The 26,006-nt window shown below is 57.1% G+C and carries 22 protein-coding genes and 1 pseudogene; 14 read left to right on the top strand and 9 right to left on the bottom strand.

All coding sequences use genetic code 11. The annotated features are described in order from the left end of the window. The first annotated feature begins 256 nt into the window (after window positions 1-256). The 3 genes from ACFFSY_RS10890 to ACFFSY_RS10880 all read left to right on the top strand — a co-directional run bounded on the left by ACFFSY_RS10890 (window position 257) and on the right by ACFFSY_RS10880 (window position 4,318). Complete coding sequence (locus ACFFSY_RS10890) at window positions 257-1,582, top strand: ABC transporter substrate-binding protein (RefSeq protein ID WP_377493666.1); 1,326 nt, start codon at window positions 257-259, stop codon at window positions 1,580-1,582. Window positions 1,583-1,842: 260 nt separating this feature from the next. After that, complete coding sequence (locus tag ACFFSY_RS10885) at window positions 1,843-3,210, top strand: MFS transporter (RefSeq protein WP_377493664.1); 1,368 nt, start codon at window positions 1,843-1,845, stop codon at window positions 3,208-3,210. Window positions 3,211-3,349: 139 nt separating this feature from the next. Continuing rightward, complete coding sequence (locus tag ACFFSY_RS10880; RefSeq protein WP_446686130.1) at window positions 3,350-4,318, top strand: formylglycine-generating enzyme family protein; 969 nt, start codon at window positions 3,350-3,352, stop codon at window positions 4,316-4,318. Window positions 4,319-4,475: 157 nt separating this feature from the next. On the opposite strand, the gene ACFFSY_RS10875 is transcribed toward ACFFSY_RS10880, so the two are convergent. The 3 genes from ACFFSY_RS10875 to ACFFSY_RS10865 form a co-directional block, all read right to left on the bottom strand. After that, complete coding sequence (locus ACFFSY_RS10875) at window positions 4,476-5,105, bottom strand: DUF4386 domain-containing protein (RefSeq protein WP_377493660.1); 630 nt, start codon at window positions 5,103-5,105, stop codon at window positions 4,476-4,478. Between the two features lie 96 nt (window positions 5,106-5,201). Beyond that, entirely contained in the window at window positions 5,202-7,343 is a 2,142-nt protein-coding gene (locus ACFFSY_RS10870) for a winged helix-turn-helix domain-containing protein (RefSeq protein ID WP_377493658.1), read from the bottom strand. A 57-nt stretch (window positions 7,344-7,400) separates the two neighbouring features. Continuing rightward, window positions 7,401-8,198, bottom strand: a complete 798-nt coding sequence (locus tag ACFFSY_RS10865) for a helix-turn-helix domain-containing protein (protein WP_377493656.1) — start codon at window positions 8,196-8,198, stop codon at window positions 7,401-7,403. Window positions 8,199-8,433: 235 nt separating this feature from the next. On the opposite strand from ACFFSY_RS10865, the pseudogene ACFFSY_RS10860 reads away from it, so the two are divergent. Then, a pseudogene (locus tag ACFFSY_RS10860) lies at window positions 8,434-9,895 on the top strand (sulfatase family protein). A 157-nt stretch (window positions 9,896-10,052) separates the two neighbouring features. Continuing rightward, complete coding sequence (locus tag ACFFSY_RS10855) at window positions 10,053-10,469, top strand: hypothetical protein (protein ID WP_377493654.1); 417 nt, start codon at window positions 10,053-10,055, stop codon at window positions 10,467-10,469. A 69-nt stretch (window positions 10,470-10,538) separates the two neighbouring features. On the opposite strand, the gene ACFFSY_RS10850 is transcribed toward ACFFSY_RS10855, so the two are convergent. Further along, window positions 10,539-10,877, bottom strand: a complete 339-nt coding sequence (locus tag ACFFSY_RS10850) for a DUF1801 domain-containing protein (RefSeq protein ID WP_377493652.1) — start codon at window positions 10,875-10,877, stop codon at window positions 10,539-10,541. 37 nt (window positions 10,878-10,914) lie between these two features. Further along, the gene (locus ACFFSY_RS10845; protein WP_377493650.1) at window positions 10,915-11,331 is read right to left on the bottom strand and encodes a VOC family protein; all 417 of its coding nucleotides are present in this window, start codon (window positions 11,329-11,331) and stop codon (window positions 10,915-10,917) included. Window positions 11,332-11,501: 170 nt separating this feature from the next. On the opposite strand from ACFFSY_RS10845, the gene ACFFSY_RS10840 reads away from it, so the two are divergent. Next, window positions 11,502-12,143: a TetR/AcrR family transcriptional regulator gene (locus tag ACFFSY_RS10840; protein WP_377493648.1), complete on the top strand. Its 642-nt coding sequence runs from the start codon at window positions 11,502-11,504 to the stop codon at window positions 12,141-12,143. Between the two features lie 261 nt (window positions 12,144-12,404). Here the strand turns inward: ACFFSY_RS10840 and ACFFSY_RS10835 are convergent, their stop codons facing one another. Then, entirely contained in the window at window positions 12,405-13,094 is a 690-nt protein-coding gene (locus tag ACFFSY_RS10835) for a zf-HC2 domain-containing protein (protein ID WP_377493646.1), read from the bottom strand. 4 nt (window positions 13,095-13,098) lie between these two features. After that, window positions 13,099-13,578: an RNA polymerase sigma factor gene (locus ACFFSY_RS10830; protein ID WP_377493644.1), complete on the bottom strand. Its 480-nt coding sequence runs from the start codon at window positions 13,576-13,578 to the stop codon at window positions 13,099-13,101. A 420-nt stretch (window positions 13,579-13,998) separates the two neighbouring features. Between ACFFSY_RS10830 and ACFFSY_RS10825 the strand changes: the two genes are divergently transcribed. Beyond that, window positions 13,999-15,963 (top strand): stalk domain-containing protein, encoded by a 1,965-nt coding sequence (locus ACFFSY_RS10825; RefSeq protein WP_377493643.1) that lies wholly within the window; start codon window positions 13,999-14,001, stop codon window positions 15,961-15,963. A 293-nt stretch (window positions 15,964-16,256) separates the two neighbouring features. Here ACFFSY_RS10825 and manA read toward each other — a convergent pair whose 3' ends face one another. Continuing rightward, on the bottom strand, window positions 16,257-17,201 hold the full coding sequence (manA, locus tag ACFFSY_RS10820) for a mannose-6-phosphate isomerase, class I (RefSeq protein WP_377493641.1): 945 nt from the start codon (window positions 17,199-17,201) through the stop codon (window positions 16,257-16,259). A 22-nt stretch (window positions 17,202-17,223) separates the two neighbouring features. Continuing rightward, window positions 17,224-18,141, bottom strand: coding sequence for an ROK family protein (locus tag ACFFSY_RS10815; protein ID WP_377493639.1), 918 nt, complete (start codon window positions 18,139-18,141; stop codon window positions 17,224-17,226). Between the two features lie 113 nt (window positions 18,142-18,254). Here ACFFSY_RS10815 and ACFFSY_RS10810 point away from each other — a divergent pair, with 113 nt between their 5' ends. The 7 genes from ACFFSY_RS10810 to ACFFSY_RS10780 all read left to right on the top strand — a co-directional run bounded on the left by ACFFSY_RS10810 (window position 18,255) and on the right by ACFFSY_RS10780 (window position 25,868). After that, window positions 18,255-19,283 carry a LacI family DNA-binding transcriptional regulator gene (locus tag ACFFSY_RS10810; protein WP_377493637.1) on the top strand — a complete coding sequence of 343 codons (1,029 nt, stop codon included), beginning with the start codon at window positions 18,255-18,257 and terminating at the stop codon, window positions 19,281-19,283. 524 nt (window positions 19,284-19,807) lie between these two features. Continuing rightward, on the top strand, window positions 19,808-21,430 hold the full coding sequence (locus ACFFSY_RS10805) for a glycoside hydrolase family 5 protein (protein ID WP_377493635.1): 1,623 nt from the start codon (window positions 19,808-19,810) through the stop codon (window positions 21,428-21,430). A gap of 756 nt (window positions 21,431-22,186) precedes the next feature. Beyond that, window positions 22,187-22,675 carry a hypothetical protein gene (locus tag ACFFSY_RS10800; RefSeq protein WP_377493634.1) on the top strand — a complete coding sequence of 163 codons (489 nt, stop codon included), beginning with the start codon at window positions 22,187-22,189 and terminating at the stop codon, window positions 22,673-22,675. Continuing rightward, window positions 22,659-22,934: a hypothetical protein gene (locus ACFFSY_RS10795; RefSeq protein ID WP_377493632.1), complete on the top strand. Its 276-nt coding sequence runs from the start codon at window positions 22,659-22,661 to the stop codon at window positions 22,932-22,934. Before ACFFSY_RS10800 ends, ACFFSY_RS10795 begins: the two co-directional genes overlap by 17 nt. A 160-nt stretch (window positions 22,935-23,094) precedes the next feature. Then, entirely contained in the window at window positions 23,095-23,673 is a 579-nt protein-coding gene (locus ACFFSY_RS10790) for a sigma-70 family RNA polymerase sigma factor (RefSeq protein ID WP_377493630.1), read from the top strand. Next, window positions 23,663-24,652 carry a hypothetical protein gene (locus ACFFSY_RS10785; RefSeq protein ID WP_377493628.1) on the top strand — a complete coding sequence of 330 codons (990 nt, stop codon included), beginning with the start codon at window positions 23,663-23,665 and terminating at the stop codon, window positions 24,650-24,652. Before ACFFSY_RS10790 ends, ACFFSY_RS10785 begins: the two co-directional genes overlap by 11 nt. 265 nt (window positions 24,653-24,917) lie before the next feature. After that, window positions 24,918-25,868: a YbhB/YbcL family Raf kinase inhibitor-like protein gene (locus ACFFSY_RS10780; RefSeq protein ID WP_377493626.1), complete on the top strand. Its 951-nt coding sequence runs from the start codon at window positions 24,918-24,920 to the stop codon at window positions 25,866-25,868. Window positions 25,869-26,006 lie beyond the last annotated feature (138 nt).

Raw genomic sequence — 26,006 nt, 5'->3', positions numbered from 1 at the left:
AACAAAAGCGGGGTCAAAGGGGCGGAGCCCTTCTTAACCTGACAGCATTGCGGCGGAGGGGGAAGGGGGAGGGAGCAACAAAAACGGGGTCAAAGGGGCGGAGCCCTTCTTAACCTGGAGGGGGAAGGGGGAGGCGGCACCGGGAGAGAACACTTTTTTACCCTTAACACTTCACTTATGTGCATTTCGGTCGCGCGCCGCTTTCTATAGAATAGGCATCGAAAGGTTCAACCGATAACGAAAGTGGGGCGTAGACATGAAGAACAAGATGATGGCACTGTCATTAAGCTTGGCCATGACGATGACGTTGCTATCCGCATGCGGCGGCAACAATAACGGCAACGCGGCCGGCACGAACGCGAACGCGGGGACGAATGCCGGGGAAGCAGCCGATGCTACCAAGCCGGTGACGATCAATATGTTCACCGCATCGCCGGAATATACGCAAGCCTTCAACGCTTACATCGAAGAATACAAGAAAGTGAAACCGAACGTGACGATCAACTTGGAGATCATGCAGGCCGACTATAATACGGTGCTGAAATCCAAAATCGCGGCCGGCAGCACGCCGGACGTGTTCCAGACGACGGCAGGCGGGGATATTGATACGTTCGCCGAATACAGCGCGGACTTGACGAACGAACCGCTGGCTGCGGCGATGACCGATGCAGTGCGCGCGAACATGACGTCCACGGACGGCAAAGTGCTCGGCTTGCCGGTGAAGGGCAATCTGTTCACCTTGATCTACAACAAGAAGCTGTTCGAAGGCGCAGGCATCGCGGCGCCGCCGAAGACGACCGCCGAGCTGGAGGACGCGATCGCGAAGCTCGAAGCGAAAGGCGTCACGCCGTTCGCGAACGCGTACAAAGAGTGGTGGGTGTGGAAGCACATCTTCCAGCACTTCGTGGATGCAGCCGCGCAGGATGCGGGACAGAGCGCGCAGGATCTCGTGAAGGCGTTCATCGCCGGGGAGACCAAATTCCAGGATCATCCGCTGCTCTACAATAACTTCTTCAGCTTCATCGACACGACGGTGGCGCACGGCACGCCGAAGCCGCTCGAGCGCGACAGCAACGCCCAAGTGAGCGATTTCGCTTCCGGCAAAGCCGCGATCTTGACGGGCAAAGGCGCATGGGACGAAGAAGCGATCAAGAAAATCACGCCGGACTTCGAGCTTGGCATCATGGGCTATCCGGTCAGCGACAAAGCCGAGCAAGCGCAGATCATTACCGGCGCGGACCAAGCGCTTCGCATTAACAAGGATTCGGCCGTAGCCAAAGAGACGATCGAATTCTTCAACTGGCTCTACACGTCCGACTACGGGAAGAGCTGGTTCTCCACGGTGGCGAAGGTTATCCCGCCGATCAAGGACGCGCCGCTGCCGGAGCTCGACATGCCCAAGCAAATGGACGAGATGCTCAAGACCGAGAAGTCCGGAGACCTGTCCGTCAACTACTCGCTCGATACGTTCCACCAGAAATTCGGTGAAATCATGCAAGCCTACATCGGCAAGTCGAAGACGAAAGACCAAGCGGTCGAAGAAATTCAGCAAGCGTGGATTCAGCTGGGTTCGGCGCAATAGCGTTAAATAGGAAAACTCCTGCCTGTGACGAGGCAGGAGTTTTTGCTTGCCGGGGAGGTCGCGAGGCTATGCGGGTATTTGGAAGAGTATCATTCTAGCAAAATGTTCAAGCAGCGGAGCGGCATCTCGCCGAGCGCCTATCGAGGCCAGCGGAGGAAAGGGGAGTAGGTGCGGGACGCGCGTTGCGGTATACTAGAAATAATATATACTATTCCAAGAGGTGTACTTACCACATGTGGATGCAGAAGAAGAGGTGAGGAATGACGACAGTTCGTAATGGATTAACAAGGCGAGAACTGCTCCTTATTACCGCCGTTGCGCTTGGGACGCTGCTGAATCCGCTCAATACGACGATGATTTCGGTCGCGTTGGCTCGGCTTCAGGAGGACTTCCGGCTGACCTTCGGCGAGGTGTCATGGCTCATCTCGACGTATTATTTGGCCAGCGCGATCGGCCAGCCGATCATGGGCAAGTGGAGCGACATGTTCGGACGCAAGCGGGTGTTCATGCTGGGGCTTACGCTCGTGACGGTTGCCTCTTGCCTGGCTCCCTTGTCGCCAAGCTTCGGCTGGCTGATCGGGTTTCGCATCATTCAGGCGTTCGGCAGCTCGGCCTTGTTCCCTTCCGGGATGGGCATTATCCGCAGCCAAATTACGTCGGGCCAGGCCAAGGCGCTGGGCGCGATGTCGATCTTCTCCAGCACGTCGGCCGCGTTCGGCCCTTCGCTCGGCGGCATGCTGCTGCATTACGGGGATTGGCCGCTTATTTTCCTATGCAATTTCCCGTTCATCGTCGGCTCCTTCCTGATCGCTTGGAAGGTGTTTCCCCGCGATACGCAGCAGAGCGGGCGTCTATCCGACATGGACTGGCCGGGCGTCGGCCTGTTCTCGGCCACGATCTTCGTGTGGCTGCTGTTCTTCCTTTCCGTGGCGGAAGGAGCGAACTTGTGGATGCTCGCGCTCGGCGCCGGACTGTCGATCTGGTTCTACCGGTATGAGCGTGGCCGGCGAGCGCCGTTCATCGATGTGGCGTTCTTGCGGAATAACGTCAACGTTACGCTAATCTATGTGCAGTTCATTTTGACCAACATCTGCTTCTATTCCATCATGTTCGGCATTCCTTCCTATCTTCAACAAGTGCAGAAGCTGGACCCGCAGCAGACGGGGCTCGTCATGCTGTCCATTGCCGGCTTCAGCGTGCTGGTGACCCCGCTCGTCAGCCGGTGGATCGACCGGAGCGGCTCCAAGCCATCGCTGATCGTTGGGACGCTAACGGCCGTGGTCGGTTCGCTGATGCTCTTACTCATTCGGGATGGCACGCCTGCGGCCGTGATCTTCCTGGTGCTGTGCGTGCTGGGCATCGCGAACGGCTTTAATAATCTGGGCATGCAGACGATCCTCTACGACTTCGTGAAAAAGGAGGAGACGGGCATTGCATCGGGCTTGTTCATGACAAGCCGCTTCATCGGCACCATCTTGTCCTCCAGCCTGCTGGCCGCTTTATTCGGGAAGGCCATCTCGACGCCGCAGCTGCATGGCATGGCTTGGGCTTGCGCCGCACTGAGCGTCCTCATGGTCATACTGACGCTGCGGCTGCCTGCGCGGAGACCGGTGGTGGCGAGCAAATAGCCGTTCATCTGCTCGGAATCGGGTGCCGGATCAAGTACCGCATTCGAATTCGGGGTGGCCGCGTATATTCTCTATTGCTATGAATTCCGCTATACTACAACCCATAGAGCAGCACTTACGAAGGAGAGGGACGAGGATGTTGAAATCAACGCAATCTTGTTGTTCAGCCAGTCGGGAACAAGCCATGCCGCCTGAGGCTGGCGAGAATCAGCCCGAATTGACGCAGGCGGCTGGCCGCGCCGAGCTTGACGAATTCGTCTGGCTGGAAGGCGGGGAGTTCTATATGGGAACGGCAGCCGCGGACGGTTTTCCAGCCGATGGGGAGGGACCGGTGCGGAAGGTGCGCATCGACCCGTTCGGGATTTCGCCTTACGCGGTGACGAACCGGCAGTTCGGGGCATTCGTCGAAGCCACGGGGTACGTGACCGAGGCGGAGCGGTTCGGCTGGTCGTTCGTCTTTCATCTGCTGGCCTCGGAGGAGACTCGCGCGCGCGTCAAGAATGTGCCGCAGCAGGTGCCGTGGTGGCTCGTCGTCGATGGCGCGTATTGGGCGAAGCCGGAAGGTCCGGATTCATCCATTGCAGATCGGCTGGACCACCCGGTCGTCCATGTCTCGTGGAATGACGCCGCGGCGTACTGCGCCTGGTCGGGCACGCGGCTGCTGACGGAAGCGGAATGGGAATATGCCGCAAGAGGCGGATTGACGGGTCGAACGTATCCATGGGGCGATGAGCTGAAGCCGGATGGCCGGCATCGGTGCAACATTTGGCAGGGGAAGTTCCCCGTGAAGAACAACGCGAGTGACGGTTACGTCGGCACGGCTCCGGTCGATGCCTACGAGCCGAATGGGTATGGCTTGTACAACCTGTCGGGCAACGTCTGGGAGTGGTGCGCGGATTGGTTCACCCCCGGCTATCATCGGCTGACCGACACGGTCAATCCGCAATATACCGAGCAGACCGGGAAGCGTTCGATGCGGGGCGGCTCGTATTTGTGCCATCGTTCGTATTGCAATCGCTACCGGGTGGCGGCCCGCAGCTCCAACACGCCCGACAGCTCGACGGGGAACATCGGGTTCCGCGTCGCGGCGGACCGTCGTGGGGAATAAGCAGTAGCAGAGGGACGTGCGCAGGATGCGATACCCTGGTGGTGAACCTGAGACACGGGTACTCCCAAACGCTGATGACAATACGAAGGCAGCCGTTCCGTAGAGCGGCTGCCTTCGCGTCATGATTGAGCTATTTGCGCTTAACGCGAGCCGATCATCAGGATTTCTCCGTACGGGGATTAGCTCCCTTCACTATGAGCCAGAGCGGGAAGAGAATCTCGAATATTGCTCCTGGAATATACAGGACGGCACCGATGTCACGACCGGCGATCGCCAGACAGCTGCTGGCTAACAACCCCGCATACCCGATGAAGCCGATCAGGGACAACACTCGCGGAACCAGCTTCGAGCGGAAGAGAACGTAACACAGCAACAAGCTGCCCAGGCTCAGCACGGTCATCGCCAGTTCGAAGAGCATGAAATGCGCATCTACCGCCGCTTGGGCGATCGCTCGGAGGTAAGAACGATTCGCTCCTTCCGCCGCGGCATAATCTTCGCCGAGCGCGATGAGAACGAGCGGACCGGCCAAACTAATGATGAGAATCGAAGCCTCGATAATCCGGGCTCCGAAGTAGCCCAGCGCCAACGCCTCGTTATGTTGTCTGAGCATCGGGTAGAGCAGCATTCCAATCCCCGCGACCGCGATCGCATTGACCAACTCCAATAACAAGCCTGCGACGAGGTCTGTTCTGTCCGCATCCAATCCGGCGAGAAATTCGGGCCGCTCTAGAACGGCATTCAGCATCCCGCTCCCGATCAAGTAGGACGCCGTCGACACCAAAAACATTACCCCTGCCACCCTTGCCATCCGGCTCATGCTTATCTCCCCTTGGTTCATGTTATAAGGATTATAGCTAAGGGAGCACAGCGGCCAGTAGACACTTTAGTGTGGTTTAGGGGAGGCGGGGAGCAAGTTCAGTTCCTGAGCGCGCGCGATCGCTTCCGTGCGTCGCTGCACCTGGAGTTTCTCGAATATTCGTCGGTTATGCCCTTTGACCGTATCCAAGGCCAAGAAGAGCCGCTCGCTGATATCCCGGTTGGAAAGTCCCTTGGCGATGAGCGCGAGCACCTCGAGCTCGCGATGGCTGAGCGGCTCGATCAGGCGGCCGTTCGTCTTGGATTGGAGCGTCGTCCGTAGGCGCGCGAGACCCGCTTGCGCTTCTCGAAGAGCCGGAAGCGGCAGATCGCCTGCGAGCCGAAGCGCCTCCTCGTAATATGCCTCCGCCGCGCTTGGCGCACGATCCGTTTCCTCGATTTGACCCAGTCCGATGAGCGACATGACCGCCATTAGCTTGTGGCCCATCATGTCGCTGTACGAAATGACTTCGTGGTAGGCCTTGCGAGCCCCGGCATAGTCTCCCCGGCGTTGGCACGCGACGCCCAGCATCCAAGCGGCAGACGTTCGAACAGCGAGTTGATCTGGCAGCAGATATTCCAGCGCGCGTCTGGATTGGGTCACAACGCGTTCGATATCGCGGTCTTGGTCCGCCCAAGCCTCTTTGCCAGGAGCAATCAGCTTGATCAGCTCATCGGACTTATCGTCCGGCTCCGTCAGCTGCATGGTCGCTTCGGCGGCCTGGAGAGATCGAATGGCTCCATTGGGTTTGGCCGCCATCGCCAAGGAGGCGACTGCCGCCCGAGTCGCGGCGATTATTCCGATCAAGCTTCGAATACGATCGTCCTGCAAGGCGCCTTCCAGCGCTGCCTCTGCCGCAAGCAGCTTATGTTCGACGTGCGTCGGCTTCCCCGTAATCAGCAGCGCGGAACCATACATCACCCACAGCGCAGGTCTGGCGTCCAGTTCCGCGGCTGGCAATGACGCCAGCCATTTCAGCGAGATACCTGCTGCCCCGCGAAGATGCAGCGGCATTCCGTTCCCTTCAAGCAGTCGTGCGGCGCGCTCTCGATCAGCCGATTCTACGGCATGGCGGAACGCTTCGATCTCGAGGCCGTGCTGTTCATACCACGCGCTTGCTCGTTCATGCAATTCCGCGATGCCGCGTCCGTCCAGACTATCCTGCAGCCGTCTCTGCAACGATTCGGCAAACAGATGATGGTAGCGGTACCACCGCCGTTCATGGTCCAACGGAATGAGGAACAAGTTCTGCCGTTCAAGCTCCAGCAGCCGCTGATCGCCTGACATCTCAGGGTCAAGCAGCATAGCATCGCAAAGCGAGCCGCACAGGCGGCCTAAGACGGAGGTCCGCACCAAAAAGGTCTGAACGGCTTCCGGCTGCCGCTGCAGCACCTCTTCCACCAAATAATCCAGCACGAAATGATGGCTGCCTGCAATCGACTGCATGAACCGATCGCTCCCCTGATCGCCCTGTATAGAGAGCGCGGCCAGCTGCAAGCCGGCAATCCAGCCTTCGGTGCGCGAGGCCAACGCGTCTATTTGGTTCGCGGGCAGGTTAAGTCTCAGCACTCCGTTTAGAAATCCTTCGACTTCGGCGGAAGTAAATCTCAGATCGGTTGCGCGTATCTCGGTCAGCTGGTCTCGAACCCGTAACCGGGGCAAAGGAATAAGCGGGTCCTCGCGGGTGATCATCACCAGGTGGAGTTGCGCGGGAAGATGGTCAAGCAGGAAGGCAACGGCCTCGTCGACGGGCTTGGATTTCGCCGCGTGATAATCGTCAAGGACGAGGAGGAAAGGCGCGATAGCGGCGGCCTCCTGAAGAAGCGCCGCTAGAATCGACTCCATAGGCGGCGGCTCAGGAGATTGAAGCAGCGCAAGCGCGCCTTCCCCGATCTTCTCCGCAAGCGTCTGCAGGGAGGAGATGACGCACGTTAAGAAGCGCGTCAATTCGTCGTCTCCTTCCTCAAGCGACAGCCATGCGGCAGGGCGTCCGCAATCGGCGATCCACTCGCCGATCAAGGTCGTTTTGCCATAACCGGCGGGCGCGGAGATGAGGGTCAGTTTGCGATGCAAGCCGTGTTGAAGCTTCTCGATCAACCGTTGACGAAGAACGGTATGAGGCCGGCATGGCGGAATGATCAATTTGGCAGTTAGGATAGGCGTAGTCATACCCATATGTTACCACCTTGGAGTTTCGGCCATCAATGAGAGGATGGAAGATCCCGTCTATCGCAAGCGCGCCTGACCGCGGTTCCCGTCCGCAACATAATCGCTCGGCGTCATCGAGGCGTGCTTCTTGAAGACGCGGAAGAAATAGGACGGATCGTAATAGCCCAAATAGTCGGCAATGCTCGCAATGGTCATGTCGGAATTGAGCAGCAGCCGGCATGCTTCCGCAACGCGCAGTTGATGCATGTAGGCGATCGGCGTCTGGCCCGTGACCTCGCGGAAGACGGCGATGGCGTAATTCGGCGACCGCCCGATCAGCCGGGCGAGATCCCGGGTTGCGACCGGCTCGCGGTAGCGCTCGCGCAGATAGCGCTGCATCGCTTCGGCATACCTCGTCTTGATCGGCGGCACCTCCGGACGCTCGAGATCTCGGGCGATGAGGCTGATCAACTCCCGCAGAATGCCCAAGCCGGCGAAGGCGCTAAGCGGATCGTCCAGCCGCCATTCCTCGTGCAATCGCTCGAATCGCCGCTGGATATAAGCCAGCTTCCGGGGCTTGTGCCGAATCCATTGTCGATCGCGCAGGAACGGGATGAACGACATGGGATCTTCCTCATCGTTGAATAGAACCGTATATTTCCGATGCGGCCCCGAGACATGGTTGTCTCCGGCGCGCCGGGTGCCGCGCGGGATGAAGAGGAGGTCGCCCGGCTCGCCGACGTGCTCCCGAGCTCCGATCCGGTAACAGACGCGGCCCTCCAGGACAAGCACGAGCACATTGTAGCCGATCACCTCGGCATGCGTGCGCCAGTTCGGGATGAAATCGTCGAAATGTACAGCATGGATCGTCAGCATGAACACACCTCCTGGCGCGTAGTTCTTGTCGATTTTATTATAGCAACGACCGGGGTGCGGAGGTAGCCAGCGGTGCGTAAGGAGATGAAATTGGTGTTGAATCGTACACCTATTCGGGATGCTGTACATCGACGGTCCAACGAACCCGTGCCTATACTGGACGTAACGCTGACGCGACAACGCAAGCAGGGATGAACAGGGAATGGCGAATACTTCTATCAAAGGAGACCGAACGATGAGAGTGCTGCTGCTTGATCTGGATTCGACGCGGCCGGACCACCTGGGCTGCTACGGGTATCACCGGAACACCTCCCCCAATATCGATCGAATCGCGGCCGAGGGCGTCCGCTTCAACAATTACTACACGTCCGATGCGCCGTGCTTTCCTTCACGGACGGCGCTGATGACCGGCCAATTCGGCATTCATAACAGCGTCGTCGGCCACGGAGGAACCGCGGCGGACGTGCGCCATGAAGGCGAATCGCGCGACTTCCGAAGCCGGCTGGCCGGCGATTGCTTCCCTTCGCTCTTCCGCAAGGCCGGCATGAAGACGGCGCTGATCAGCCCGTTCGGCGAGCGTCACGCCGCCTGGACGTTCTATGCGGGCTTCAACGAAATTCATAACACCGGCAAGGGCGGCATGGAATCGGCCGAGGAGGTGACGCCGGTCGTGCTCGACTGGCTGGAGCGCCATGCGGAGCAGGACAACTGGATGCTCTACGTGAACTACTGGGATCCGCATACGCCGTACCGAGCGCCGGAGGCGTTCGGCAACCCGTTCCGGGACGATCCGCTGCCAAGCTGGATTACGGATGAAGTGTTCGCGGCGCATCGGGAGAAAGTAGGGCCGCACGGCGCGCGCGAGATTAATATGTACGACAGCCGGACGTCGCCCGACTATCCGCGCCATCCCGGCGAGCTGAAGGACCGCGACGATCTGCGGCGCATGATCGACGGGTACGACTGCGGCATCCGGCATATGGACGACAATATCGGTCTGCTGCTGGACGTCATGGCGAGGAAAGGCATTCTGGGGGATACGGTCGTTATCGTGACGGCCGATCACGGCGAGAATATGGGCGAGCTCGGCATCTACGGGGAGCACGGGACGGCGGATCAGGGCACGTGCCGGATTCCGATGATCATCCGCTGGCCGGGGGGGCGGCAAGGTAGGGCATGTGGACGACGGGCTGCACTACCATCTCGACCTGCCCCCGACCATGGCGGAGCTGATGGGGCTGCAGGCGCCGGCAAGCTGGGACGGCCGCAGCTACGCGGACTCTATTCTAGCCGGCGAGGATACGGGGCGCGAGAGCTTGATCCTGTCGCAATGCGCCCATGTATGCCAGCGCAGCGTGCGGTTCGGGGACTGGCTGTACATCCGCACCTATCACGACGGCTACCATTTGTTCGATCGCGAGATGCTGTTCCATATCAAGGATGATCCCTATGAGCAGCATAACCTGGCCGAGACCAGACCCGACCTATGCCGGGAAGCGGCTTATCGTCTGCTAGACTGGCTTGATGCGATGATGATGACGATGAAGCATGACGTCGATCCGCTCTGGACGGTGATGAAGGAAGGCGGGCCGTATCATGCCAAAGGGCATTTGAGCGCCTATGCCGAACGACTCGCCGCTACCGGAAGGGGCCAACACGTGGAGGAACTGCGCAGAAGACATCCGCGGGAAGCGTGAATAAATATGAGCCAACGATCCGGATCGATAGTTGGCGTATTATTTGAAAGTGCTAGGGGATGCAGTGGCAGCGGGCTTCGCGTTGAGCGAATCGAGGTTAAGTGTGCTAAGCTAACTAGTATGTCTACACCTATATGGGATTTTACTTGGAGGAAAGATGGAAATTAGCAAACACCCTCAATATGTTACAAGAGAAGCAATATATAAACTTGTGGAGAAACTTGACTTACCTGAACCAGATGAATTTAGTCAAGACTGGGAATACGAAGCAGCCAACACATCAAGAATCGATGAGTTTCTTTTTTTCTACGAAAATGGACAGTTAGAAAGAAATGAGAAATTTGCATTGATGATCGTTGTAATTTCTTCCTTCGACGACTTATTAAGCGAGAAAGGAATGGAGTTTACAGTTTGGGAACAAATTAAGCGTATACTTATGAGTGATAGTGAGATACACATGAATACAATCCTATATTGGTCAAGGGTAGAAGAAGAGTTGGAAGGTAGCTGGGAAATAACTTCATATATGAGAGAGGTCTTAAACTTGGTGAATCCTCCCTCCGGCTTAATCTAGCGATAAGCCTAACAACCCGGAACGCGGACCGTTCCGGGTTGTTTGCATGCCACGCATGGATGCTGCCTGTCAAAGCGAACCGGAAGCTTCAATCAGCCAAGACCCAAGCGCGCCCGCATCGAATGCATCGCCCTTGCGCAGCTTTAACGTCTTTCTCTCCGGAGGGCCATCGAACGTATCCGGCAGCGTCAGATCGGCCGCGTTGAAGAGGGTGAAGCTGACCGCGTCCTTCGAGACGGAGACGACGGCGGCATACTTCCCGTTCTTCAAGAAATGCGGCTTTTTATACTGCAGGCGTTCTTGAACGTCCGGGATCGCTTGATGGATCACATCGCTCAGATTCGCGGCCAGCTCCTTCTGCCAAGGTTCTTGCAGGGCTTCCATATAATCGACGACTTCCTGACTCATACGTACTACTCCTCTCGTGATCCCCGCCGAGTCCGGTTTAAGCTTGGTGAGATTCCGGATCGGCCATGTAGAATACTTCCCACAGGTGGCCGTCCAGGTCCTGGAAGCTGCGGGTATACATGAACCCGAGATCCTGCGGGTCGTTCGAATGGCTGCCGCCGGCTGCCAACGCTTTGTCGGCAAGCTCGTCCACCTGCTCGCGGCTGTCGGCGGCCAGCGCCACGATGACCTCGGTGCTTCTGCGCGAATCGGACAGCTCCTTGGAGGTGAAGGATTGGAAGAACGGCTCCACGAGGAGCATCGCGTACGTATGCTCGTTGATTACCATACAGGTGGCTTTGTCGTCCGTGAATTGCAAATTGAAATCAAAGCCGATATGGGAGAAGAAGTCCATCGATTGCCGCAAGTCTTTGACGGGCAAATTTATAAATGCTTTGCTAACTTGGAGCGCCATTTGGGAGGTCACCTCGATCGGGATTTAACTTTACTAGTATAAAGTTATGGCATAAATATAGTTCTCAACTTACCAACTGTCAAGTTATATTGATGATCCGGCCGCACGAAATTGACTTCGCCGCCGGCAAACACTACCATGGTAGCTAACGATTAGCTGGAGGGTCATGGATGGGCGAAATACGAAATGCGGAACGGACGCGGAAGACGATACTCCAAGCGGCGAAGGCAGAGTTCTTCGAGAAGGGCTATACGGGCGCGAGAATCGAATCGATCGCGAAACGGGCGGGCATCAACAAACAGTTGATCTATCATTATTTCAAAAGCAAAGATTCATTGATCAATGAAGTGATCGACAGCTTCGTTACTTCTTTGCCTTCGGGGAATTTCGTCCTGCCGGAGAATCCGGCTCATATCGCGGACTTCCGGTACAAGGTTAATCTAGAGCATTTGATGGATTTTCTGAAATTCACGGCTTGGGAAGCGATCGACAGCGTGCCGGAGAACAGCAACGGCGAGGAGCGGCGAAAGGCGATTCTCCAATCGTACGTCGCGGATATGCAAGCCAAGCAAGAGGCGGGCTTGGTGCCGAAGGAACTGGATCCTGCCCTGATCACGTTGATGATCTCGAGTCTGACGATCTATCCGCTGCTGTACAGCAACGTGACGCGCATGATTACGGGCCACGCTGCGGAAGACCCGGAGTTCCAGGCGAAATGGGGGCAGTTCCTGCGCTTGATCAGCGAGCGGTTGTTCGAGGATCGAGGAGTTCGACAGGGTCCCGGGCCATCGGATGAGCGGCGGGAGTCGTAATGTCGTGGAGGTTCGCTAACAAAAATTGTACGAGGAGGTCGGCCCCCTGGGCTGGCCTATTCGTCATGCCTAGGGATGCGGAGCGGCCCCCGAATGAAAAAAAGCCAGCCCCTCAGGACTGGCTCTTGCGAACGGCTGGCTGCTATGCGAATTATGTCCATGTCCAGAACGATTTGGATACGAGCCGCACGTGGTTTCGTTCCGCCCATTTCTTCAAATCCGCCAATCCATACTTGACGGCATGCTTCGCAACCTCCACGTTTAATCCCTCCCTGGATGAAATTCTGCTTCGACCGCATCGCTTGCGGCGGGCAGGTCCATCCCTTTCTTCCAGATTAGAATGTCCTCGTCCGACGTCCTGAAATAGATTGCGGTCATCTCTGCTTGTTGGCCGAAGTTCTCTTTATATACGTAGCTCTCGTGCTCTAACGTTTCGTACATCGATTGCAGCCGCTCCGATAACGCCTTGCGTTTGATTACAGGCCGAAGCGGCGTCAAGTAGAAATTCCCCTCTTCGTCCATCTCATAGCGGATACGGTTGATCTCATACCCATCGATTACCTTAGCCTGGTAGACGATTCGACCGTCCGATAACCGGCTCACCTCATGGATTCGTATGCTGGCCGCAGGCACCTTCATGATCTGCCACTGGGTAAGGCCGACATAGATCCCGAACAGCAGGGCGGCGGCCAGCAGTCCCGTAAGGAGGGCTTTCACTCTCGAACGCCGCCATTTCACCGCGATTTCTTTGATCCCGGCAGCCTCATTATAGTTGTTCATCACGTCGGTTTCCGGCAAGCGGATCACCGTTTGAATGTTCGCAAGCTCCGATCGGCAGCGCGGGCATTCCGCCAAATGCGCTTCTACCCATCTCGCGCCGACCTCGCTGCAGACCTCGTCGGCATACAGGGGCAGCAAATCCCGAATGATTTCGCAGGGAGTCCCCTTCATCGTTTCAATCCTCCTTTAGACGGTCTTGTACTTTGCGTTTGGCTCGGTGGAATGTAACCCTGGCCCAACTCTCCGTTCGCCCGAATAGTTGACTGATCTGCGCAAAACTCAACTCCCCGAATACTCGCAGCGTGAACAATTCTTTATAGGGATCGTCCAGTCCATGTAAAGCTTGATGAACGCGAAAAGCGGCTTCTTGGTTCACCATCATCGCTTCCAGGCTCTGTTTGCTGGCATCATCTCCCGGATCGTAGCGCACATGCCGCTTTTGTTTCTCTGCGTATGAGAAGTATGTATTTTTGGCAATTTGGCAAAGCCAGACGTTAATTTGGCACGTGCCTCTAAACTGATCGATGCGGTTCAACGCTTTAAAAAAGGTCTCCTGCGTGATCTCTTCGGCCGTGGCGGAATCTCTGCACATCGACCAGACGAATCGATACACGTCCTTGAAATATTGATTGTAAATATGCTCAAAACGGGTCACATTCTCACCTCCTTCGGAAATAAGACTCGTCGAGGCGCGATTCGTTACAATGCGGACAAAAAAATTCGTCCTACAGTCAGAGCTCCAGCTGCGCCTCATTTGCTGAGGGTCGGTCTTTCTTCTGCGGCGTCCATCTGAACCGTTGAACGCCGTTCCGAAGCCGAACTAGCCGTTTCCGCAAGGGGGGAACAGCTTGCTTCGGCATCGCCGACAGCGCGTCTATTCACCATAACTCGCATCCCGACTTCTATCAAGCGATCAAGCGTTTCATAAATTTTGGATAAATCAGAGAAACTTTTTCGCGTTTGTTGGCGTTTAAGATGGCGTGGGTTCAACGGGCGGAGATCAGCCATCCCGCCGGCAAGCATGAGAGAAGTTTCAGATCGCGCAAGCAGAAGCAGAAGCAGAAGGAGACGAGACATGAAAGCTTTGAAATGGGTGCTGAGTTTGTCGCTGCTGGCCGCCCCGATCGGGGGCCTTGGCGCCAAGGAAGCAAGAGCGCAAGAAGCGTTGAATCAATTAACGTTGCAGCTGAACAGCAATATTATGGTCAAGAACGGCGTCACCTCGTTGACGGCTCAACCGGTAACGGCCAAGAGCGGCACGTCCTTCATACCGCTCAAGTCGGTAGCCGATCATTATGGCTATAAAGTGTCGTTCGATGCGAAGACGAAGGAATCCGTCGTGAAGAACGAGCAGCACGAGTTCCGCTTCAAGGCGGACCGGAAGACGATCACGCGGGATGGCCAGCCGGTAAGCGCGCCGCTCGCGCCGTTCGCGCTGAAGGGCTCCATGATGGTGCCGATCCGCACATGGTCGAACATGACGGACAGCAAGCTGACCTTGACGGGCACGACGATCACCCTCGCCTGGGGCACGAAGCCGACGGCGAACTTCGAGGTGTCGCCGGCTGAGATTATCGCGGGCGAGACGATCGTGACGTATATCGACCGGTCGGCCAACGAGTCGGGCGAACCGTTCGTGAACGAGCAGTGGACCGGCAGGGAGGAGATCTTCGCCGAGGCGGGGACGCATACGATTACCCGTCAAGTCCAGGACGCGTCGGGCCAGTGGAGCGAACCGTATACGGTCACGATCGAGGTCAAGGCGCCGAATTTGCCGCCAGTGGCGAACTTCCTGGTGGACCGGGACTCGTACCGGATCGGCGAGCGAATCACCTTCACCGACCTGAGCACGGATGACGGGAACGCGATCGCCAAGGCGAAATACATCGACCGTCCCGCGGGCGACGCATTCTTCGAAGCAGGCGAGCACAACGTGACGCTCGAGGTGACGGACACCCAAGGTCTGACGGCCTCCGTGACGAAGACGATTACGGTCACGAACGAAGTGCTCTACACGAAGGAAGAATACGGTCTCCTCTTCTCGAGCGCCGGCGAGAAGTTCGCGGTCAGCGGCGCGGATATTCGTAACTACCCGGAGATCAAGTACGACATTCAATCGGATACGGCGCAGCTCATCCGCAGCAACAGCCCCGAGGTGTTGATTAGCGAAGGGGTCGCGTACGAGGAGCAGCTGACGGGCAACGTCCGGTACCTGTTCCACAACGTCAACCAGGTCGGCTACCCGGTGCGAATGTACTTAATGGCGACGAACAAGGGTTCCAAGACGGTCAATGTCAACACGAGCACCTTCGGTTACGGCGGTCCGGATACTTACGTGGCGAACTCCGCCAAGCTGGCGGCTGTCCGTTACCTGCAGTCGATCCAGAACGGCGCGCCGCCGAAAACGATGACGGTGAAGCCAGGCGAGACGATCGAGATCCTGCCGGAGCTGAGCAAGTATCCGATTAAGCCGAACCAAGTCTATTCGGCCTACGCGGATATCTTCTCGGATCAGGAGCTGTACTATGACGTGGTCGTCGTGGCCGCGGATAAGGATCCGAAAGCCGAGTTGCCGCTGCTGCCCGTCATGCCGCGCGACGGCAAGCACGTCCGCGGGACGTTCAATAACGCGAACCGGACGCTAGAGACGAGCGAGCTGCTCGGCCAGCAGCCAGGCAAAATGACGTTCGGCGACGGCAAGCTGGACCCGTACCTGTTCGGCTACGATTACTCCAGCGGCGTGAACGAACTGAACCTCGGCAACTTCGGCGTCATGTACACGATGAAGCTCAATAGGGTCGCCCCTAATACGGTCATTGCGCTCAATCCGCGCGGCGGCATGTACACAGGCGCGTTCCTCGTGAACGGCAAGCTGGTCACGGTCACGAACAACTCCGTGCTGCTGAACAACAACGAAGCCGGCTTCCTGTACCGGACCGGCGCCGCCGAGGAATCGGTCGAGATCAAATTCACGCTGGCATCGGGCAGCTTCCTGCCGCTGGCGATGGTCTTCCTGCCAATGCCGGCGCTCAAGAGCTAGCGATTAGAAGGTAGAGGCACTTATCCATTATTTGAAGTTAAAAAAAACGCCCAGCTCGTCCTTATGCGACGAGCTGGGCGTTTTTTTTTAGATGCTCCCCACACGCATGAAGCTTTGTCCGATAGGACAAGAGCGCGCCAGCTCGAAGCACCCCGCCACCTGCGAAAAAACGTAACAGCTGGAAAGGGAGTCCAGAGGTAAACGTTTTCTGGATGGAAAACGACATCGGAAGCATATGCTCAGTCCTCTGGTTCCCCTCGGCGGAGGGGGAAGGGGCGAGGGAGAATAAGGATCTATTCGTGCGAGGTGATGAGCGTCAGCTCGCCATCGAGCTCGAACGAGCCGAAGCCTGCCGGCAGAATAAGATGGTCGCCTTTGCGCAGGGTGTATTCGCCGCCTTGGATGCGGAGCGATCCGGCGCCGGCGATGACGCTGACGAGGGTATAACGCTCGCGCGCAGCCAGCTGCGCGCGTCCGCTTACGTCCCATTTCTCGACGGTGAAGAACGCATTGGACACGAACGAGGTAATCGTGATGCCTTCGCGGGTCTGCGTCTCGTAAGCGATAGGCTCGTAGGCTTGCGGAACAGTCGAGACGTCGATGGCCTTCTCCAGATGCAGCTCGCGCAGGTTGCCGTCTTTGTCCCGGCGATCATAGTCGTATACCCGGTAGGTCGTGTCGGAGCTTTGCTGGGTTTCCAACACGACGATGCCTCGGCCCAGTGCGTGGATCGTGCCGCTCGGGACGTAGAAGAAGTCGCCGGGCTTAACGGGGATTCGCGTGAGCAGCGCGTCCCATTGACCGTCTTGAATCATACGGGCAAGCTCTTCTTTGGAAGAGGCTTCGTGTCCGTAGATGATCGAGGCGCCCGGCTCGGCGTCCACGATATACCAGCATTCCGTCTTGCCGAGCTCGCCTTGCTCATGCTCGCCGGCGTAGACGTCGTCCGGGTGTACTTGGACGGACAGATCGTCCGAGGCATCCAGCAGCTTGATGAGCAGCGGGAATACGGGAGACTCGGAATGGAATAGCTCGGGATGCGAAGCCCACAATTGACCTAGCGCCATGCCTTGATACGGTCCGTCCTTCACGACGCTCTGGCCGTTCGGATGCGCCGAGATGGCCCAGCATTCGCCGGTATGTTCGCTAGGAATGGCATAGCCGAACAGGTCGCTCAGCTTTGTTCCGCCCCAGATTCGTTCTTGGAAGACAGATTGCAAAAAGATCGGTTCATTCATCGGGATAGGCTCCTCTCGGGAATTAATAGTCGGTCAGAACGAGCGCCGCGGCGCCGATCAAGCCGGCGTCTTGATGCAGCGCGGCCGGGACGACGGGTGTTCTGCGTCCGGACGGATTGAGCGCGTGATCCCGGATATAGCCGCTAACGGCGTCGAATAGCGGGGAGCCGACTTGGGAGACGCCGCCGCCGATGACGATCAGCTCGGGATCGAACGTGTTGATCAGCGTCACGCAGCCCACGCCGATGTAGCGGAATACGCGCTGGACAAGCTGTTCGAGCGCGGCATCCTGTCCGGATAGCGCCAGGTCGAACGCTTCCTTGGTCGAGACCGGCCGCCCGAGGAGGGCGCTTGCTTCTCTGGCGACGGCTGTGCCGGAGGCGATGTGCTCGAAGCATCCGCGCTGTCCGCAAGGGCAGTCTCCGCCGGCCGGGTCGACGACCATATGTCCGATGTCGCCGGCATTGCCGGTCGCGCCGGTAATGAGGCGGCCATGGCTGTAGATTCCAGCCCCGATGCCGGTGCTTATCGTCACGTAGACGAAATGGTCCGCCTCTTTGGCCGCTCCCGTCTGCTTCTCGGCAAGCGCTGCGGCCGTGGCGTCATTCTCGAGCACGATCGGCACGTCGAAGTGGCGCTTGAACGCGTCCACGACGGGGAATCCCCACCATGGGCGCAGGTTCGGCGGTTCGGCAATTTGACCGAGCTTCGTGTTGAGCGGACCGGGCGCCCCGATGCCGACGCCTTGAAGATCGGCCGGAAGCAGCTCCTTCTCGCCGACGAGACGTTTGGCGGCACCCGCAATGTTGTCCACCATCACGGATGGCGGCAGCGCCAGGTCCGTCGGGAGCGAAGTTTTGGCGAGCACCGTACCGTCCGGCGCGACGAGGCCGATGGCGGTCTTGGTGCCGCCGATGTCAATGCCAATGGCAACTTTCACAAGCAATACCTCCTGTTAATTCCATCATTATTACTTGACAAACTTGACAAAATAAATTGTGTAAAGTAAAATTACGATAAGTTTATCACGGTTCGGAAGGAATGAAAAGACGAATGGCGCGCAAAAAAAAGGTGTCCATGCAGGATATCGCCGATCGGCTGAATATCTCGAAGAATGCCGTCTCGCTGGCGCTGCAGGATAAGAAAGGCGTTAGCGACGAGATGAGGTACCGCGTGCTGCAGACGGCAAGGGAGCTCGGGTACGGCATCTATGCCGAGAAGCCCGCGACCGGCGGCAATGTGCTCGTCCTGGTGCCGGAGCGAATTATGAGCTATCAGGACAACGATCATTTCCAGTTCTTCCACGACATGATCTGGGGGCTGGAGAAGAGCATCCGCAAGCGCGGACGGAATGCCGTCATCGCGCCGATCGACGCCGAGATGGAAGCCGGACTTCAGCTGCCGCGTCATTGCGCGGAGATTGCGTACGAAGGAATCATTCTGTTCGGCATCGTGGATAAGGCGTATGCGCGTCTGGTCTGGCAGCTTGACACGCCGCTCGTCATGCTGGATTCGTATCATCGGGAGCTTCCCTGCCCGGTCGTGGCGTCCGCGAACACCGAAGGCGCAAGCGAGGCCGTGCGGACGCTAATTCGCAGCGGACATCGCGGCATCGGGTTCATTGGCCCGGCCAATTTGACGACAAGCCACGAAGAGCGCTGGCTTGGCTATTGGGCCGCGATGCAGGAGCATGGTCTGCCGATCGATCCGGCCAAGGTGCTGGTCCGTTCGGCGGGCTTCGGCGATACGGAACGGGACATCGAGCATTTCTTGGACCGGATGGGCGGTCTGCCGACCGCGTTCTTCTGCGGGAACGACCGCATCGCCTATTTGCTGGCCAGACAGCTTCGCGCACGCAGGCTGCGGATTCCGGAGGATATTTCGATCGTCGGCTTCGATGACCTTCGCTACGAGGAGGACGGGGGCCTTGCGATGACGACGATGCGCGTGGACAAGGAGCGCATGTGCGAGGCCGCCGCCGACCTGCTGCTGTCGCTCAAGGGGCCTTGCCGGGAGATGCTTCGCTTGTACGTGCAGCCGAAGCTGGTGGAGCGCGATTCCGTTCGGCGCATCGGGGTTTAGCCACGGTTGGGGCAATGTTTTACGAAAAATTCACGTTCCCGCGCACAACGGCTTGTTTCAAGCTCGTCCGACCGGGTTAATAGTAGTCAAGTGGGAAGTGGTTAAAGAAACACCGTTAGGAGCAAATGACAGTACGTCATTCCGAAAGGTTGTTGATTTCCAATGAGCCCAATACGAAGAAGGACGAAACGGTCGAGATTTCTTCGATACTTTTCCGGTAAGGCACCCTAGCAGTTGGACGATAGCTTGTTAACTGTAATCGAATAGGCTTCCCACTAACAAAGGCTCCGCGATCTATTCGCGGGGCCTTTCCTATGACGTCCGCTTTCTATATTCCCCGGAAGGAAGCCCGCTGCAAGGCCATTCACGACGGCGATCGCCGTCTCGCCTCGTGCAATCCAAAATAATCGCACCCAATCCGAAATTTCCGCACTTACGGCCGTCCGCTCCCCGTCATATAATCGAAGCGCATGTACAAGAGCCGAGCACGACATCCCCATTTTCGCATGAAAGGTGATCCTACGATGAACGAGAAATTCAGCAGGGCAAGAGTGAAGGGGTTTCTGCGGGCGGAAGGCCGTTCGATCGTGAACGAAGACGGCGAGGAAGTGCTGTTAGCCGGCTGGGGGCTGGGCAACTGGCTGCTTCCGGAAGGCTATATGTGGACCGCGCATACGAGCCGGTTCGATCGCCCGCGACGCATCGAATCCGTCATCCGCGAGTTGACGGGTACGGCGTATGCCGAGCAGTTCTGGGCGCAATTCCGCGAGCATTACGTGACCAGAGAAGATATTCGCCTTATGGCGGAGCAAGGCTACAACTCGGTTCGCATTCCGATCAACTGGCGTCTTCTAATGGAAGACGAGCCGGGCATCGCTTGGATCGAAGAAGGCTTCCGGCTGATCGACCGCTGTCTGGATTGGTGCGAAGAGTTCAAGCTGTACGCGTTCCTGGACTTGCACGGCGCGCCTGGCGGGCAGACGGGGGCGAACATCGACGACTCGATCGATGACGTGCCGCGTCTGTTCACCGATGCCGACAGCTGGGACAAAGGCATCCGCCTGTGGGAAGCGTTAGCCGAGCGTTACAAGGACCGCTGGATCGTGGGCGGGTACGATCTGCTTAACGAGCCGCTGAAGCAAACGTACGGCGGCGAGAAGAGCGTCGATTATCTCGTGCCGAAGCTGATTCAATTCTACGAGGAATCGATTGCCGCCATTCGCGCTATCGACGCGTTGCATATGCTCTCGATCGAAGGCCATCATTGGGCGACGAATACGAGTATTTTCTACAAGCGGTACGACGATAACATGCATGTCCATTTTCACCGCTACGCTTGTCTGCCGGACATCTCCGCCTACGCGGAGTTCATCGAGCTGTCGGAGCGACTGAACGTTCCGTTATGGCTGGGCGAGACCGGCGAGAACATAACGGAGTGGTTCGCGGCGATGTATCCGCTGGCAGCCGACCTGAACATCGGGTACAACTTGTGGCCGTGGAAGAAAATGAATTGCGCAAACTCGCCGTATTCGATTCCGCTGCCGGACGGCTGGGACAAGATTATGGATTATACGAAAGGCGGCCCGCATCCGGGGTATGAGCTGGCGCGCGCGATTCTGGACCAATACTTGACGAACATCCAGGCGGCGAATTGCGCGTACAATGCCGATGTGACGTCCGCCGTCTTCCGTACGCCGGGCTGTTCGGTCCGCGCGACTGATTTCGACGAGCTGCCAGGACGCGGGGAAGCCTACAGCGGACTGCGCACGGAAGGGAACCCGTATCGTTACCGGTCGAAGACGGGGATGCGCATCGTGGAGGATACGCCGATCGAGCAGCTGGAGAAGCGCTTCTTCTTCGACGTGCTGTGGGACCGCTTCTTGCTGGAGATGCAAGCTGGCGAATTCGCGGCTTATTCCATCAACGACACCATAGCGGGCAGCACGGTCGCCTTCGATTACCGGGCGCTTGAGCCAGCGGAGATCACGATTGCGCAGGACGGCCGCGAGCTGTGCAAGCTGGAGCTTGAACCGGGCGAAGGCAAGCAGCGGTCGGCCGAGATCGCCTTGCTTGCTAGCAGCGAATCGAAGGTTCGAATTGCGGTCCATCGGGGCACGGTGCAGTTCGAGCGGATCATCTTCGGTTAAACTTATTAATTGTTATACGGGATGGGAGCAGACTGCTGCGGCAGTCTGCTTCTTTGCGTGCCGCTTGCCCCCGTCTCATGTCGCGCGCATCAGTCCCTAATAGGATCGAGCATCGGGTTAAGTAGACCGATTCAGGTCAGACTGATGCTAGCAAAAAGGAGAAGGCGCGCGTCCTTCTCCTTTTTGCGTCTAGCGCTCCGTCTGATCCATGTTGTCCGGCTGGACGGCTTTCGCGGCCTCATCGCCCTCGCTGCGCGTCGATTGAGGCACAGACGGCGGGGGGGTGGGATGCCGCAAGCGGTAAAAGTTTTGTTAAGGGCGATGGAGCAGGAGAATGTGGAAATGTATAGAAATAATGGAGTTAACCGGAGGCGTTTCAGACAGCGCTTCATATCGAGGAAATGAGCTGGATTCGTTATGATTGGAGCGGTAGATTTGTGTTGGAGGCATGCAAATAATATAGCTGTACGCAGGAAGACTAATTATGGAAGAGTGATGTTTGGGTGAGCTACGATCTTCATATTACGAAGGCAGTTCATTGGATTCGCAGTGAACAGAATCCTATTACTCGGAATGATCTCGAGAAGGTCGCCGAATTATTAGATGCATATAGAGGCTGCCTTTCCTGTACCAAGCTGGTAGGCTTACCTTATTCGGCGCCGATGTTGGCGAAATTGGCCTGAAACACCCCGCATGAATAGAAAACAGCCGGGAGAAACGGCAATTACGCTTGCGGAGCAAAGGAGGCGAAGCGCATTGTCCAAGCCCAACGCGACCGCGATTGCTTGTGCGATAACGGTCACCCTTAGCGGAATTTTATTCTTCCTTGCCTACTTGTTCACTTTTACGTACCGAGGGGCAGGTCACGGGATATCCGGGAACGGCAACCCGGGCCTCCTGTTCGTCATTCCAGCCGTACCAATCTATCTCTTGACGTTGATCTTTACCTACCTGTTCGTCAGGTCGCGTATGGTCGACGCTAGAATCGCGCAATGGATAAAAGTCGGCTTACTGCTGCTCGCCTTGCTGTGCGGCGCAGGAGAATATGGGGCGGTAAGCGGGCTTCTTCGTCATCTAGGAGGCGGGCCGGGGAACCCCGACTCCGTCATCTACCATTTCGGCTGGCTGAACCAATATACGAACAAGATGTACTTTAACGCGTATACCTTTATGATCGGGCTGTCGCTAAGTGCGTGGACCGCGCTAATGGTACAGCGGAGAGGGCGAGGTGAAACCGCTGGTTAAACCGAAGCTCTGGAGCGTGCTAGTCGGCGGTGTGTGTTCAGTCTTATGGGTGTTTATTGGCGTTATCCTCTACATGAATTCATTAGCCTCTCTCTCAGGATTTGGCATGACCTACCTCGTCCCTTTCCTATGGGGCGTGCCTGCGCTGCTCGTTCTTGGCGCGATATTCTCGAAGAACGCCAACCTCAAATCCATATTGCCTTTGTTCCTGGCGGGGACGGTAACCATCACATTCCTGCTCCCTGTTCTCTTGGAATAACAGACGTCATCGACATCTTTCATAAGCCATCTCAACCCAACCACGTCTAGGTTATCTGGGCGTGGTTTTGCGTTAGGTAAGCCTTTTTTTCAATACCATGAACCTTTTTCGCCGATAGAGCCAATATCCCATTGTAAGACCCGAATGGAGGCCGGCCCGAATGAAGGACTTCGAAGTAACCCCCTTGCTTATCCGGATGAGCCAGGGGGATGAACAAGCATTCCAAGCCGTGTACGAGTCGACGCGCGATCACGCGTACCGGTTGATCCATTATCTCGCGCCCAACAGGCAAGACGCGCCGGACATCATGAGCGAAGTCTATGCGGAGCTGTTCCGCAGCTGGCGTTCGTACGATCCGCGCCAACCTTTCGTCTCTTGGTTCAACGGATTGATCGTCAGGCAAGTTCGCAATTGGAAGCGCAAGGAGTGGCGTCTCTTCCGCCTTGCGGAGAAGCTGCGGATCGGTCCGATTCAGACAAGCGATTGGAGGGAAGAGCGGCGAATCCAGCAGATGGACGAACGGCTGGACTTGCTCCCGATTCTGCAGACGCTACCGCATAAATTCAGGGAAGTGATCGTGCTCCGCTACTACCAGGATTGCACGCTGGAGGAAATGGCCGAATTGTTGAAGGTGCCGTTAGGCACGGTGAAATCCAGACATCATCAGGCGCTCAAGCATATGCGCCGGCTATTCGAGCAGCTCGGGCTGCGAAAGGAGGGAGAAGGCTTTGTCTATTGAACGGCAATTGTCGGAAGCGTTCGAGCGAGATGCCCGGAACCGGATTTGTCCTCCCGGCCTGGATGCCCGGATGGCGGCCGAATACCGGCAGCTGGCGGCGCAGCAAAGGGGAGAGCCTTTCATGCGGAGTAAAGGAAAATCAACGAAAATGTTATTGATCGCCATCATCGTAGTCGTCATTTGCGGCTTTGGTTATGCGGGGAACAAATTGCTCTTCGCGGATCAGAAGGACCGGCTGGCTGTTCATTATCAAACGGATCAACAGCTTCAATTGGAGCCGTCCGACGTGGAGAAGATCCGCGGTTCGCTCGCGGCGGTGAAGGGCCATTTGGCACCGGGGGACACGGCCGTGGTCTATCTCAGAGATTACGAGTTGAAAATCCAGGATACGCCCGTGGTGCTCGGCATCCAAAATCCGGTTATCTTGCAGCCTGATAGCTGGCGAGCGGTGCTGAAGGAGCATCGCGTCAAAGAGAGGTTACCCGACTCGCTCGCAGGAGGATTCACGCTCGAGGAAGGTATGGAAGGATCGCCGTATCAAATCACGTTCGGCGCGGATGCGTACCGGCTGATGGACGAGATGAAAGCCGAAAGCAAGGAGACGGGAAGCCGCGTCTTATGGCGCAAATCCGATCCACCTGCAGACCGGCCGCTTGTTCCCTATACATCCGTCTACCGGAATGCATCCCAGGATACGATATACGTCACATGGGAGGTTGCCGGCGGGAACGGCGACGGCGACGTCAAGGTGTTCCAAGCCGCGCCACCGAGCACGGTCTACGAGGAGATTGCGCTTGGCGGAATAACGGCGCATTATCTCAGGCACGATCAAGCGTTGTTCGGACAAAGCCGCATGCAGCAAGACGTAACGTGGCTCCAACAGAGCGGAGATCAAACGATCGTCTATCATGTGCAGTCCGATTCCGAGACGCTGACCAAAGAACAGCTGGTCCAAGCGGCGCAAGGCCTGCCGCGATAGAAAACATATCATAACCAATTCGAAGGCAGCCGTTCATACGGCTGCTTTTGTTGCGGGTGGAGGCAGAAGCGTATTTGTTGTTCGATCGACAACAAAAGAAACCACGTCCGTATTGACAGTGGCAACGTTAAATTATAATATAAATTCAAACGATCGTACTTGTTTTTATTACAAATCATACTGGCCAGTATGGGAATGATGTTCTGTCTTTTTAGTATAACGGAAGCGGATTGAGATGGGTACATTTTGAAGGAGGAGATAGAAGATGAGTATACGGAAATGGGCTGCCAGAGCAGCTCTGATGACGACCATCTGTTTGGCTGTAGGGACAACAGAGACAGCCGTGGTGGAAGCTAAGGAACGCAATGTCATGAACAATGTCGCCGGTTATATGCAGTGGAACAGCCCAATTACGATTGAGGTGGATGGCAAGGTGCTCCCTGTGCAGGGACAGATGGAGAATGCGCGTCTGCTCATTCCGGTCCGGGCCGCTTTCGAGGCGATAGGGGCCAAGGTAGACTGGGATGCGAAATCCGGAAAGGTCCGCGCGCGGCGGCAGGATGCAGCGGTTGAGGCGCAGGAGGGCCGCTCGAGCGTCTCCATTCAAGGCCGGCCGGTGGATGTGGACCATCCGACGGCAGTGATCGGCGGTCAAATGATGGTGGCGGCGAGGGTGCTGCCGGATGCATTCGGCATAGATTATACATGGGATTTAAGCAGCGGCAAGCTATCTCTCCGGACGCAAGCCGACCCGTTGAAGACGCTGCGCGTAAGCTCGTCAGCCTATGCGAATTACGGCCCCATCCCGGGCAAATATGCCCACCAAGCAGCGGAAGGAGCAGAGGACCTAAGTCTTCCGCTGGCATGGGCAGGCGCGCCGAGCACGACCAAGTCTTTCGCCGTCATCATGTATGATCCGCACCCGATCGCCGATAACTGGATCCACTGGAGCGTGCTGGGTCTTCCGGCTTCCACGACGTCGCTCCAGGAGGGAGCCTCAGGTAAGATCGCGACCGAGGAGCAGCCGAATCCATATTTCGGAATGGGGCCGCCGCCATTCTCGGGCGATCACCCTTACAGGATCGAGGTATATGCGCTCGATACGGAGAAGCTGGAGCTGCCGGATTCACCGTTATTTGCCGAGGATCTGATCCCCGTGCTGAAGAAGCACGCGCTTGCTTATGGCGTTCTGAACGGATATTACGGAGCCTATTAAGATCACCTCGCGGAACGAAAAAAGAGCAGCTGCAAGCTGCTCTTTTTTATTACAAGCATGGATAAGTTTCACGCTTATCCGTCATCTTGAATTTCTCCGGGATGAAACGTACCGAGCTAATGGACGGCGGCAGCCGCT

Source organism: Paenibacillus aurantiacus, from assembly GCF_042431225.1.
Classification (GTDB): domain Bacteria; phylum Bacillota; class Bacilli; order Paenibacillales; family Paenibacillaceae; genus Paenibacillus_Z; species Paenibacillus_Z aurantiacus.
Note: the sequence above shows the minus strand (reverse complement) of the source record. Positions and strands in the feature narration are given on the sequence as shown.

Coding starts and splice junctions, on each gene's coding strand:
- ACFFSY_RS10890 (WP_377493666.1), top strand. CDS start 257: ATGAAGAACAAGATGATGGCACTGTCATTAAGCTTGGCCATGACGATG.
- ACFFSY_RS10885 (WP_377493664.1), top strand. CDS start 1,843: ATGACGACAGTTCGTAATGGATTAACAAGGCGAGAACTGCTCCTTATT.
- ACFFSY_RS10875 (WP_377493660.1), bottom strand. CDS start 5,105: ATGTTTTTGGTGTCGACGGCGTCCTACTTGATCGGGAGCGGGATGCTG.
- ACFFSY_RS10870 (WP_377493658.1), bottom strand. CDS start 7,343: ATGACTACGCCTATCCTAACTGCCAAATTGATCATTCCGCCATGCCGG.
- ACFFSY_RS10865 (WP_377493656.1), bottom strand. CDS start 8,198: ATGCTGACGATCCATGCTGTACATTTCGACGATTTCATCCCGAACTGG.
- ACFFSY_RS10855 (WP_377493654.1), top strand. CDS start 10,053: ATGGAAATTAGCAAACACCCTCAATATGTTACAAGAGAAGCAATATAT.
- ACFFSY_RS10850 (WP_377493652.1), bottom strand. CDS start 10,877: ATGAGTCAGGAAGTCGTCGATTATATGGAAGCCCTGCAAGAACCTTGG.
- ACFFSY_RS10845 (WP_377493650.1), bottom strand. CDS start 11,331: ATGGCGCTCCAAGTTAGCAAAGCATTTATAAATTTGCCCGTCAAAGAC.
- ACFFSY_RS10840 (WP_377493648.1), top strand. CDS start 11,502: ATGGGCGAAATACGAAATGCGGAACGGACGCGGAAGACGATACTCCAA.
- ACFFSY_RS10835 (WP_377493646.1), bottom strand. CDS start 13,094: ATGAAGGGGACTCCCTGCGAAATCATTCGGGATTTGCTGCCCCTGTAT.
- ACFFSY_RS10825 (WP_377493643.1), top strand. CDS start 13,999: ATGAAAGCTTTGAAATGGGTGCTGAGTTTGTCGCTGCTGGCCGCCCCG.
- manA (WP_377493641.1), bottom strand. CDS start 17,201: ATGAATGAACCGATCTTTTTGCAATCTGTCTTCCAAGAACGAATCTGG.
- ACFFSY_RS10810 (WP_377493637.1), top strand. CDS start 18,255: ATGGCGCGCAAAAAAAAGGTGTCCATGCAGGATATCGCCGATCGGCTG.
- ACFFSY_RS10805 (WP_377493635.1), top strand. CDS start 19,808: ATGAACGAGAAATTCAGCAGGGCAAGAGTGAAGGGGTTTCTGCGGGCG.
- ACFFSY_RS10790 (WP_377493630.1), top strand. CDS start 23,095: ATGAAGGACTTCGAAGTAACCCCCTTGCTTATCCGGATGAGCCAGGGG.
- ACFFSY_RS10780 (WP_377493626.1), top strand. CDS start 24,918: ATGAGTATACGGAAATGGGCTGCCAGAGCAGCTCTGATGACGACCATC.